9 protein-coding genes are annotated in these 11,404 nt (G+C 51.0%); 1 reads left to right on the top strand and 8 read right to left on the bottom strand.

The genetic code is table 11. From position 1 onward, the window contains the following. Window positions 1-144: 144 nt before the first annotated feature. Window positions 145-1,515, bottom strand: a complete 1,371-nt coding sequence (locus tag ACH6EH_RS15140) for a polysaccharide deacetylase family protein (RefSeq protein WP_397332930.1) — start codon at window positions 1,513-1,515, stop codon at window positions 145-147. A 136-nt stretch (window positions 1,516-1,651) separates the two neighbouring features. On the opposite strand from ACH6EH_RS15140, the gene ACH6EH_RS15135 reads away from it, so the two are divergent. Further along, the gene (locus tag ACH6EH_RS15135; RefSeq protein ID WP_397332929.1) at window positions 1,652-2,839 is read left to right on the top strand and encodes an AI-2E family transporter; all 1,188 of its coding nucleotides are present in this window, start codon (window positions 1,652-1,654) and stop codon (window positions 2,837-2,839) included. 111 nt (window positions 2,840-2,950) lie between these two features. Here ACH6EH_RS15135 and ACH6EH_RS15130 read toward each other — a convergent pair whose 3' ends face one another. The 7 genes from ACH6EH_RS15130 to ACH6EH_RS15100 all read right to left on the bottom strand — a co-directional run bounded on the left by ACH6EH_RS15130 (window position 2,951) and on the right by ACH6EH_RS15100 (window position 11,401). Beyond that, window positions 2,951-4,717, bottom strand: coding sequence for a peptidoglycan D,D-transpeptidase FtsI family protein (locus ACH6EH_RS15130; protein ID WP_397332928.1), 1,767 nt, complete (start codon window positions 4,715-4,717; stop codon window positions 2,951-2,953). A gap of 156 nt (window positions 4,718-4,873) precedes the next feature. Next, on the bottom strand, window positions 4,874-7,036 hold the full coding sequence (locus tag ACH6EH_RS15125) for a methyl-accepting chemotaxis protein (protein ID WP_483875083.1): 2,163 nt from the start codon (window positions 7,034-7,036) through the stop codon (window positions 4,874-4,876). 271 nt (window positions 7,037-7,307) lie between these two features. Continuing rightward, window positions 7,308-8,630, bottom strand: coding sequence for a peptidase U32 family protein (locus tag ACH6EH_RS15120; protein WP_397332926.1), 1,323 nt, complete (start codon window positions 8,628-8,630; stop codon window positions 7,308-7,310). A 58-nt stretch (window positions 8,631-8,688) separates the two neighbouring features. After that, the gene (locus ACH6EH_RS15115) at window positions 8,689-9,621 is read right to left on the bottom strand and encodes a peptidase U32 family protein (RefSeq protein WP_397332925.1); all 933 of its coding nucleotides are present in this window, start codon (window positions 9,619-9,621) and stop codon (window positions 8,689-8,691) included. 12 nt (window positions 9,622-9,633) lie between these two features. Then, window positions 9,634-10,680, bottom strand: a complete 1,047-nt coding sequence (gene mltG, locus ACH6EH_RS15110) for an endolytic transglycosylase MltG (protein WP_397332924.1) — start codon at window positions 10,678-10,680, stop codon at window positions 9,634-9,636. A gap of 108 nt (window positions 10,681-10,788) precedes the next feature. Further along, window positions 10,789-11,100 (bottom strand): DUF1292 domain-containing protein, encoded by a 312-nt coding sequence (locus ACH6EH_RS15105; protein WP_138225139.1) that lies wholly within the window; start codon window positions 11,098-11,100, stop codon window positions 10,789-10,791. After that, window positions 11,093-11,401 carry a DUF1292 domain-containing protein gene (locus ACH6EH_RS15100; protein WP_138225138.1) on the bottom strand — a complete coding sequence of 103 codons (309 nt, stop codon included), beginning with the start codon at window positions 11,399-11,401 and terminating at the stop codon, window positions 11,093-11,095. Before ACH6EH_RS15100 ends, ACH6EH_RS15105 begins: the two co-directional genes overlap by 8 nt. Window positions 11,402-11,404 lie beyond the last annotated feature (3 nt).

The following is an 11,404-nucleotide window of genomic DNA, read 5'->3' as shown; positions in this document are numbered from 1 at the left end:
GGCACCGCCATGTCTTTATTTGGTTTGTATTCAAGAAATCTTTGGAGTGGCAGCAGCGTACGCGGAGCATCTGGCAACAACAAACGAGGCTATCCCGCAAGATCCTGGATCTTTTGGGACAGCCCCTGGGTGCATAAATTTTATTTAGGAGGACAGCTCCTTCGCGGTACTGCCCACAGACAGCTCACCAAGACCGGTCTCGACAGAAGATCTTCGGGAACGAAGTTCCCGTGGGGCATAACGGCTGATCAGGACCTCTACCGGCATCATCAACATCCGCGGCTCCATGCGCCGGCTGCCTTCCTTGAGCCGCGATTGGCCCTTGGGATGAATGACAGACAGGAGCAGCTTCAGATACACCCGGGTAGAGCTGGCAAACAGCCCGGAGGGCAAATCCTGAAGATGAAATCCGAATTGCTCCGGTCCTCGGGTAATCATTGTGACCCCGTACAGACCTTTCACGTTTCGATATTCCGGCTTGTCGAGCACCCGCTGTGCAATGGTTGGCAGGTCCTTCTGAACCGCACGGATCATCTGAATCGCAATCTGCATCTCGTTCCGGGCATGTCTGCCGATATCAAACAGCTTCTGATTATCGAAATGAAGCTCCAGCACCTCATCACCCTTCACAAGGCGTAAGCCATCCTGTGTCACCATGTCCTGTCCTTGATAGGAGGTCAAGCGATAATGCAGCATAGGGTCCGACGGATTCGCCGTTTTCAGGCGAAATACAACATGAAACAGCTTCTCCCATAGCAGCCACACTGCTACAGCCATTCGTTTCGGTAAGGACAGCTTCATTGAAGACGACATCCTCTCATGAGTAATCATTTCGTCGATCCGAACGCTTCTCAGGCCTTCACGCTCTGCTTCTGACAGCACCCGGTCCAGTGCCAGCAGCATCTGCTCCGGTGCCTGTACATCTGCACCCATCGTATTTCCGCAATCGTGAAGGAGCATCACTTCCCCTGCTCTCAGCTTGCGCCGCATTCTGTGGGTCAGCTTATCAGCACCGACGCTGCTTCTCCAGTCTCCGTACATCGAGGACCAGAGAATGATACGGTAACCGCTGTTTTTGGCAAAATCAAATAGATTCACAATGCCCCAGGGAGGACGGTAATACACCGGCCGCTCACCCGTAATGCCGAAAATGATATCATCCGTGCGCTTGAGCTGCAGGCGGACCGTCTTGGGCCTCATGAGCCAGTTGGATTTGTGAACATAGTTATGAATACCAATCAGATGTCCCTCATCATGAATGCGCTTGATAATTTCTGGATGGGACTCTGCATGAGAGCCGACCACAAAAAAGGTGGCCTTCATATTGTAGCGCTTCAGCAAATCCAGAAGCTGAGGTGTATATACGGGATCAGGTCCATCGTCAAAGGTCAAGGCAAACTCGCCCTCCACCGTCCCTCTCCGAAATACACGATAACCGAAAAAACGGGTGATTATCCCGGGAATGAAGGCATAAAAAGAAGAAATGTAAAACAACCAGAGCAGCACTGTCTGCATGCCAATTTCCCCGCTTTTCTGTTTACTTTGGCATTACACACCTGTTATTTTATCATAGGCCAAAAAGAAATAGGCGTTTTTTTAACAAATCATGTACAATGAAGTCATTATGTTGAAAGGAGCGTTTGACTAGACTATGCTTCCCTTGTACAAAAAATACTGGAGGACTTTTTTTGATATCGGAATGATTGTCCTCACTGTATATCTGGTCATGTTTGTGTTCAGCAAACTGTACCAAATTGCGGCTCCCGTCTTTTTATCCTTCCTTGTGTTCTGGATGATCGAGCCGATTGCACGTTTTTTTCACCGCCGCGGCATGAAGAAAACCTTCGCTTCCGCCCTCGCGGTTCTCATCTTCCTGCTCATTATTGTCGCCCTGCTATTCGGCGCCGGCGCGATCATCGTCTCGCAATTGATGCAGCTCGAGAAGAATTTACCGCTCTATACCTCCATGCTGCAGGAACAGTTCGCAGCCCTGCTAAGCTTCCTTCAGGTCAAGCTGGCGGCACTGCCTCCGGATGTGACCGAGAGCTTGAACAGCTATTTTCAGGATATTACCAACTTTGCAAAAAATGCTGCCCAAGGACTGTTTTTATACATCATCGGCTTTATGGGCTCTTTCACGACCTTTATTGCTAACTTCGGGATTGCCATTATACTGGCGTACTTTCTTAGCACGGAGATCGGAAGCTGGCGCAAAATCGCCAGTGACAAAACGCCGCGAACGATCAAAAATGCCATTCTGTTTCTTAAAAATCACGTCTTCGGAGCCATTGGCGCTTATTTAAAGGCGCAGCTGAAGCTGATCAGCATTACATTTGTGATGGCTTACATAGGCCTGCTTATCTTAGCGACTGGCAATGCGCTGTCTATTGCCCTCATCAGTGCCGTGTTTGATTTTCTCCCATTGCTTGGCGTCCCGGTCATATTCATACCCTGGATCCTTTATCTGTTTCTCGTGGGCAAGGCCAGCCTTGCGGTGGGCCTGATTGTACTGCTGGTCATCATTATGGTAACCCGTCAGCTGCTGGAGCCCAAGATTGCCGGTCAATCGATCGGGGTCACCTCCGCCTTCCTGATGCTGTCCTTTATGATCATCTCCCTGTCCATCTTCGGCATTGCCGGCTTGATCATGACACCCATCTTGATTATTTTGCTAAAAGAGCTGCTGGAGCAAGGATATTTGCAGCGCTGGATCCATCTGCCTAAGGAGGAGTTTGAGGTTTCTCCATTTGCGATGCAGAAGGAAGACTCTGCCGTACATAGCTCCGCTGGAGCAAAACAGCCCTCAGAATCCCCATCCTCAGACCATACTCCGTTGTGATCTCATTACCAAGGAGGGCGCCAGACTTCATTTGTCATTCACCCATGTCCACATTAATGTCACAGAGAACCTGATCTCCTGGCTGCAGCCATCGCTATTGCCTCTTCGCGTTTACTTGCTAGCTGACAGCATATTCATCACTTTGCCGAACAGCTCTGTAGCCCGGTGGCGCGAGCCGGGCTTCTGGTTCTTCAACAGTACACTAACTGCGTATCGCGGAGCCTCGATCGGCCCGTACCCTGTAAACCATTGATGGTTCGCAGCGGCTCCATGATGCAATACCTCCGCAGTGCCGGACTTGCCGGCCAGTCTCCAGGCGCCACCCTGCTTCAATGCCGAACCGGTCCCCTTCTGCACTACCTTTTCCATCCATGTCAGCAAGATAGACGTCGTCTTCGGCGACAGGCTCTTCTCGGGTCGCAGTCGCTGCACCGGCCAAAGCTGCAGCTCTTGTCCATTATCGTAGGACACCCGGCTTACCATTCGAGGTCGAAAGCCTTGTCCTTGGTTCAGCAAAGTAACGATCATATTGGAGGCCTGCAGCGGTGTCATCATGACATCTCTTTGACCGATTGCCGTCTGCACCCTAACCCCCTCATCCTCAGCCGCTTCAAGGTCTGCGAAGACGCTGCCGCTTTCTTCATGATCTAGAGGCCTTATCTCCGAAACACCCAGGACATTGGAGGCTTGCCAGCCCAGTACGCGCCCCACACCCAGCTGCTGTGCAGCGAGCTGAAATTGTGCTGGAGACAGCCGCTGTCCCAGCTCGGCGAACACGACATTACATGACTGGGCGAACGCATCTTCAAGCGTCAGCCTGCCATGACCCTGTTTTTTCCAGCAGGAAAGACCGTACCTGCCATATTCTCCGCTGCAATGAAACACTTCTTTCGGGGTACTGATCCCTGCTTCCAAGGCGGCAGCAGCCGTTACAATTTTAAAAATAGAGCCAGGCGCTGCTCCCTGCAGCGCTTTATTTTCCCACTGTCCCTCTGCGGGGTGAATCCGCTCGGGATTGTAGAAGGGGCTTGAAACCATGGCTACCACATCTCCGTTATGTACATCCTGAACGACAATTGCACCTTCTGAAGCCCCGGCTTCAGACATCAAGCGTTCAACTTCTTTTTGAATGGAGAGATCAATGGTCGTCGTGAACCGGAGCGGATAATAGGGGTTGAGATTCGCCTTCACCATGGGCGCGAGTTCTGGAATCACCTGATTATGTCCGTCTACGCTAAAGTAGACGACGGTGGGCGATAGGCTGTTAAGGAGAGGATCCAAGGCTTTCTCCAAGCCGCTGCCGCCCGTGATGCCATCGTATTGACCATAACGCTGGGTTTCCTTCCGCTGCCCCGATATATATCCAAGCCACTGCATTCCGCTTTCCTTATCCTCGTATCTTTGCTCATATGGATACACCTTTAGCTGCGTCAGCCCCAAAGCAGAGAGCGCATCTCGCTGCTCGGGTCTCAAGGCCACTGGAATACGGCCTTCTCCGTGCCACAGCACCGGCTCCTTTAAACTGGACCAGATCTCAGCCAGCTGATCAGGCTTCGTGTCCAGAATGACTGCCACGTCTTTCAGTGTGGCGGGTTGAAGTACATTCAAATCCGTCACCGGAAAGAGGACAGCGGTCCAGATCAGCTTCCCGGTTAGCGGAACTCCGTGACGATCGTGAAAATGTCCTCTTCCACTGTCCAGCACCACGCCTCTCTCATGCTGAAGCCTTGCGGCTTCCATCAGGGTATGCTGCGTAGCTGGAACCGGATGACCCTTCAGCCAGATTTGAATAAAGGCCAGACGGCCTATGAACAGCACAAGCACGCAGGCCACCAGAAGCCATCCGTAGTACATCCGGCGGCGTGGAATCTCTCGCATTGTAAGTCCCTCCTGAAGCATGACATCATCATATCTATGATTTCCCCAGTGGCCTTGAAACACACCTGCCTGTCGATATTCATCTTAGAATGACGACAAAAAAAGCCCGTCCGCAAGTGGCTGCACATCTTGCGGACGGACCCGTTATTGCTAGTTCTAGAGGGTGAAGCGGGAAAGTGTTTCTTTCAGCTCATAGGAAACATTCTCAAGCTTCTCCGACAGATCGACCAGCTGATTGCTAACGCTCTGCTGCTCGCTGCTCAAGGAAGCAACCTCCTCAGAGGTCGCCGAGGATTCCTCAGCTACGGCGCTGACATTCCCCATCGCTTCAGACAGCACGACCTGGGACTGGTTCAAGCCGTCAATCGAATCCGTGACAGAATCCAGACGCGCGATGAAGTCTACCATCTGCTGCTGCACAGACTCGAAAATTTCATTCGTTTCCTTCACTGAATCCATTTGAGCCTTAAACAGCGGGTTGGCATCAAGAAGCACCTGAACCGTTTCATTCATTTCCTTCATAATCTTCTCGGTAATCTGACTAACCATATCAATGGACTGCCTGGATTGATCGGCAAGCTGGCGGATTTCATCCGCGACGACCATGAAGCCGCGTCCTGCCGCTCCAGCGCGGGCTGCTTCAATGGTTGCGTTCAGGGAGAGAATATTCGTCTGCTTCGTAATATTCTGCAGAACCTCCAGCACCTTCACGACGGAAGACGTCGTTTCTTTCAGTCCATCCACCTTCTTCATCATGGAACGGGTCATGTCTTCTGTTTCATGTGTCCGGTTCAACAGATCATTGAGATGCTTTGTTCCACGTTCGCTGGAGCTTTCCACATGGCGTGCCGCCTTGCTCATTTCATCGTTCGCGTTGACCACCACATGCATCTGATCGGAAATATTGCTCGTCAAGTCGCTTCCGCGCTCGGCCTCTACTGCGAGGCTGCTTGCGCCGTTCGCGATCTCCTCGGTGGCTACAGCAATTTCTTTCGCTGACAGTGCTGTTTTCTTGGATGCATCGCTCAATGCTGCAGCCGTGCTCAGCACATCCTGCGCCGTACTGCTTGTCTGGCGGACCAGACCGGTAATTTGCCCCATCATTTCGTTAAAGCTGGCTGACAGCTGGCCAATTTCGTCTTTCGACTGATGATCTGTGCGTACATTGAGGTTGCCCTTCGCGCCTTCTCTCATCAGCATGCTGAGCTTGCCCAGCGGCCTAGCAATCATATGAACCATCCACATGCCGATCAGAATCGCAATGATAATAACGATCACAACCGCCAGATTCGTAATAAACAGAATCCGCTTGGCGTCCTTGGTCAGGAACTCTGTCGGAATCGCGCCGACCACGGTCCAGCCGTTAACATTCAAATCGTCATAAACAGCGAGAATGTCGTTTCCATTAGGGTCTTCCGCTACCGTGTTGCCGGAACGTCCTTGCCGGTTCTCACTGCTCATAAAGGTCCACTTCGAATCCTCGCCCAGCTCCGAGGTGTCATTCGATGAAACCACCTTTAACTCCTGGTTCAGGAGCTGGATTCTACCGCCGTCCCCAAGGTCAATGCCCTTTAGCTGCTTGTTCAGAACTTCTACATGCAGCTCAATGACAAAGATATACACCTGGCTGAAGTCATGCATGGATCCTAAAGAGCGGGCCATGGAGAAATACGGAGCATCGGTTTCCGTCCTCGTCGGCAGCCACATCGTTTTCTTCTCTTTCAACAGTTCCTCAACCCAGGGTTCAGCCGTGATCTGTTCCGTAGATCTGGACATAATGCCCGCGGAGAAGATCTTGTTCTTCTGCGGCGGAATAATATAGATTGCCTTGATATTGGAGTCTGCTGTAATTTCATTGTTCAGCTTCTCCCGAATCTTCTTCTCGAGTGCAAACATATCATAATCGGAGCCGCCACCCGTATACTCGGTCAGCATAGCCTGCAATTCACTGTCATATGAGCTCATATTCATATAGTTGGACAAAATAATATCCAGCTTATCGGAGGTCTGAATAATCGTCTGCTGGTTTGCATCTGCGGCATTGTCCTGAATAATATTCTTAGCCATGGTATAAGAGATCTGTCCTAAAGTGACCACAAACACAACAATAGTAACAAAGAAAATCAAAAACAACCGGATACCTACCGATTTCGCAGGGTTCCATTCAAAGCCTTGCTTCTTTCCGCTCACTCCGGACATCATGCCGGAAGCCTGGGACTTTCCCACACCTTCCGCCTTGGTGTTCTTCGTTGCTGCTTTGCGTTCTTTTGCCTTTTTCTCTTTCTTGGGCTTCATCTTCTTCTGATCTGATTCGTCCATTGTATCACCCACCACATGTCGTATTGTCACAGCAAAGCCGGATTGAATATCCTCTTCAGGCTTCCAATCCCGAATCACGAATGACTTCCTTACTAGTTATTTCGACAGAAAGGCACAGAAATCTTTGGGTAGGTGGGTTAAAATAATCCAAAAGACCCAGTTTCAAATCTAAAAAAAAGAAACCCGCCATCCTAAAAGGACTTTGGGTTCACATAAACATGTAAGCTTTGAAGGGTTTCATTAGAAATAAAGAAGCGATATCATGAAACCGCTATTTTCGCTTCCGCATCATATCAAATGGCTTGACGGGATGATCTACCTGCATGCGGATCCGCTGCAGCGGATGCCTTGCGGCATCCAGCGCTAGTCCTGCTTCATCCTTCAGCGGTCCGACCGTTTGCTTAAAAAAAGTGCCCTCCGGCCCGAAAAATTCAATATGCTGTCCCGGCTTGAAATGGTTTCGCTGCTGAATCACAGCCTCACCGGTTTCGGCATCATAGTCCATGACGAGGCCCGCAAAGTCATAAGGCGCTGCCTTCTCCTCCGGTTCATAAATATGGTCCTCATGATCCGGCGTATCGTAGAAAAAGCCGGTGTTCAGCGGCCGGTTTGCAGCCTTGTTTAACTCTTCCAGCCATTCCGGCTTCAATACATAGTTCTCAGGATCTGCCATGTAAGCATCAATGGCCTGCCGATACACATTCACGACCGTCGCCACATAATGTATCGATTTCATGCGTCCCTCGATCTTGAAGCTGTCAATTCCCGCCTCAATCAAATCCGGAATATGCTCCAGCATGCACAGATCCTTGGAACCCATTGTAAAAGCATGATCCTCTTTCTGAAAGAGCGGGATTGAAGTAATGCCTGGCTTAAAGGCTGCAGGGGCCGAAGCTGGCGGCTGCAGCCCTGACGGCAACGAGGATGCCGCTTCGTCCCGTCCATCCTCAAACAGATCGTACTTCCAGCGGCAGGACTGGCAGCAGCCTCCCCGATTGGAATCGCGGTCCGTGAAATGGTTAGAGAGGACGCAGCGTCCCGAATACGACGAGCACATGGCACCGTGCACAAACGCTTCAATTTCAATATCAACGTGATTTTTAATCTCGGCAATTTCCTGCAGGCTGGTCTCTCGTCCCAATACGACGCGCGGCAGTCCCTCTTCCTTCCAGAACTGCACTGCTTGCCAATTCAAGGTAGACTGCTGCGTGCTCAAATGCACCTCCAGGTCAGGGACAACACGCTGCGCAATCTCGATAATTGCAGGATCTGCCGCAATGATTGCAGCAATTCCTGCCTCATACAGATTGCGAAGATAGTCCTCAATGCCCTCAATATCCTCGTTATGGGCGTAAATATTAGCAGCCACGAACACCTTGGCGCCATATTTTTGGGCGAACTCTACGCCTTCCTTCATTTCCTCAAACGTAAAGTTGTCCGCATTCGAGCGCAGACCATACTTCTGTCCACCAATATATACAGCATCCGCCCCGTAGTGGACGGCAAATTTCAGCTTCTCCAAATTACCCGCCGGTGCCAGTAGCTCCGGCTTATCCAGGCGGTGGCGTTGTCCCTTATACACAGGCTGTGCCATAGCTTCCAAGATGCTCACTCCTTGCTTGATGTGTTTCAATGTCTTTGATAGACACCTGTTAATATACCTGCTCTTTATAGAAGAACCCGAATGACAGCTCCCGCTCTGGATCCTGCACGCGGCGAATGTCCTCCATCCACTGCTCCTGATACTCATATTGCTCCGGATTTGCCATATAAGCGTCAATGGCCTTGCGATACGTTCGCAGCACGATTTCATTATAGGAGCAAGGCTTCAGCAGCGTCTCCACCTTCAAGCTGTGAATCCCGGCCTGCAGCAGCAGATGCAGATCCTCCAGAATACAAATATCATCCGAGCTCATGATATGGGTGCCGTTCACGTCTTCATAAATCGGAAATTTCTCTTCTGCCCGCTCTGCTTCCACAAGAAACAAACCCCGGTCTTTCCCTAGGCTGCCTTCAGTTACGGGACGTCCTTGATGAGCCATATAGCTCTTTACGAGACTACGCTTGGAATGATAAATATTGGTCATCCCGTGCACCTGAACCTGTGCTTCTATCTCCAGAAGCGGCTTCATATTCGTAATCTCATCCATGTTGAGCTCCCGGGCGAGAATGATCCGTGATGCTCCTCGCCGGCCCCAGTAGTTCGCTGTGGAGAAGTTGGTAGAGGTCATTTCAGCATTCCAGTACAGCGCAATGCCCGGTGCGTGAGCCTTCACCGCCTGCAGCACGGAAGGATCATTAAATTCTACAGCATCGACGCCAATGCGTCCCAGCTCTTTTACATATTGTGACATGACCTCAAGCCGATCGTTCGGCATCAGATTGTTCAAGCTTACGTACAGGCGGGCTCCCTGTTCATGGGCAAGCTCTGCAGCCTCCCGAATTTCATTCAGCTCCATACTGCCGGGTAGACGCATGCCGTAGAGATCCTCTCCCACCAGCACCGCATTTGCACCTGCAGCCAGGTATGCCTGCACTTCATGTATCGATCCCGCCGGAGCCAGCAGCTCTGGTGAATAATTCATATGGATGTCCTCCTACTGACCTTGTGCCATATTGTTGCTGATCTCAATATTTTTCAGATGCTCTTGATAAGTCTTCGCAAACAAATGCTCCTGCGTACCGTCCTTCTTCGTCACATAGAACAGATACTGTGACGCTTCAGGCTTAAGCACTGCCTCAATCGAGGCCAGACTCGGGCTGGAGATAGGACCGGGCGGCAGACCCGGATTGCGATACGTATTGTACGGACTCTCCACCTCTAAATCCTTAAACAGCAGCCTCGCTTTGGGCTTGTCCAGCAAATATTGAACCGTGGCATCGATCTCCAGCTTCATGCCTTGCTCCAGCCGGTTATAAATCACTCCTGCTACCAATGCCCGCTCCTGATCGGCCACAACCTCTCGTTCCACGAGGGAAGCGATCGTGAGCAGCTCGTGGATACTGAGCCCTTTTTCCTCTAATAAAGACTCCCAATTCGGGATATCCTCCAATCGCTTCTCCGTTTGGCTCAGCATTCCCTGAATAACACTTAGAGCAGTGAGTCCTTCCTTCGGCAGCTCATAGGTTGCAGGGAAGAGATACCCCTCCAGCTGGTGACGCAGCTCAGCCTCTGCCGGTATGCCTTCTACAAGGGAGGAATCCCAGCCGTTGACGGAATCCATAAGCTCCAGCAGCTCCTGCTCCTCAAGGCCCGTAGCTTCAGCAATGGTTTGGGCGGTCTGCCGCACGGTATAGCCCTCCGGGATTGTAAATTTCACCATTTCCTTGGGCTTGACCTCTCCATTGTTCAGCATCGTAATCAGCTCTTGATAGGTCGTTCCCGGAGAAGCCTCGTAGGTGCCCGCCATAAAGCGGCTGCCTTCTTCATTCAGTCTCAAATACCCTTTGAACAAAAGATCATTCTTAATGAGTCCGTTTTCCTCCAGCAGCTCTGCAATCCGGGACGTGCCCGTTCCGGGCTCAATCGTAAATTCTACCGGCTGTCCGCCGCCCTCAACAGGCTGAATTCCATTCCACACATACCATCCTGCCCCTCCAGCAATTAGAAGCAGCAAGAACAGTGTGATGCCCAGTTTCTTCATGAAGCACTCTCCTCCATACCAAAAAGGGCGGACTGCTCCGCCCTTTCCTTAGCTGTTTGAAGCTGGGACATGCCGCGCCTCAGAGGCTAAGCATGACCCGCTCACTTCTTAGTACTCGTCTTCTTCCGGGAAGGTCAGCTCGTCGTACAGCTCCGAGATATTCTCCCATTCCTCGTCATCATCAATGGTTGCCAGCTCTAGACTGCCATCGCCAGCCTTCACGATTCGCAGCACTTCGTATTCTTCATCTTTACGGTCTGGCTGAACCAGAATAGCATAGCCTACCCCGTCCACCTCAAACTCTGCTGCGATGTCGAACACTTCTGTCTGACCGCTCTCATCCTGCAGCTCGACGCTCTCACCAAAAGCTTCTCTCAGCGATTGTGTCCAAACGACCTGCTCCGGAGAATAATTAGTCATCTAACTGGCTCCCGTCCATTTGCTCTACGAGCGTATTGAAGGTTTCTTCCACAATGCTCCATTCCTCGTCATCCTCAATCATATACAGCTTCAGATCGTCCCCGTCTTCCTCGTAGCGGAAGGCATACACCTCATCGCTATCCTCGTCGGCACCTTCCACCGGGACAACCATCATATATTTGGCATCGGAGTCATCCACTTCAAACTTCATGATGACTTCAAACTCTTCCTCATTGCCCTCTTCATCAGGGATATAAATAATTTCCGGTTCATCTTGCATGTTCATTTGTTCATTGGCCATTGT

The organism is Paenibacillus sp. JSM ZJ436, from assembly GCF_044383795.1.
Lineage (GTDB): Bacteria > Bacillota > Bacilli > Paenibacillales > Paenibacillaceae > Paenibacillus_AQ > Paenibacillus_AQ algicola.
This window is presented reverse-complemented; position numbering and strand designations above follow the sequence as displayed.

What these genes read in the sequence shown, in the direction of transcription:
- ACH6EH_RS15140 (WP_397332930.1), bottom strand. Translation starts at nt 1,515, where the DNA reads ATGCAGACAGTGCTGCTCTGGTTGTTTTACATTTCTTCTTTTTATGCC.
- ACH6EH_RS15135 (WP_397332929.1), top strand. Translation starts at nt 1,652, where the DNA reads ATGCTTCCCTTGTACAAAAAATACTGGAGGACTTTTTTTGATATCGGA.
- ACH6EH_RS15130 (WP_397332928.1), bottom strand. Translation starts at nt 4,717, where the DNA reads ATGCGAGAGATTCCACGCCGCCGGATGTACTACGGATGGCTTCTGGTG.
- ACH6EH_RS15125 (WP_483875083.1), bottom strand. Translation starts at nt 7,036, where the DNA reads ATGGACGAATCAGATCAGAAGAAGATGAAGCCCAAGAAAGAGAAAAAG.
- ACH6EH_RS15120 (WP_397332926.1), bottom strand. Translation starts at nt 8,630, where the DNA reads ATGGCACAGCCTGTGTATAAGGGACAACGCCACCGCCTGGATAAGCCG.
- ACH6EH_RS15115 (WP_397332925.1), bottom strand. Translation starts at nt 9,621, where the DNA reads ATGAATTATTCACCAGAGCTGCTGGCTCCGGCGGGATCGATACATGAA.
- mltG (WP_397332924.1), bottom strand. Translation starts at nt 10,680, where the DNA reads ATGAAGAAACTGGGCATCACACTGTTCTTGCTGCTTCTAATTGCTGGA.
- ACH6EH_RS15105 (WP_138225139.1), bottom strand. Translation starts at nt 11,100, where the DNA reads ATGACTAATTATTCTCCGGAGCAGGTCGTTTGGACACAATCGCTGAGA.
- ACH6EH_RS15100 (WP_138225138.1), bottom strand. Translation starts at nt 11,401, where the DNA reads ATGGCCAATGAACAAATGAACATGCAAGATGAACCGGAAATTATTTAT.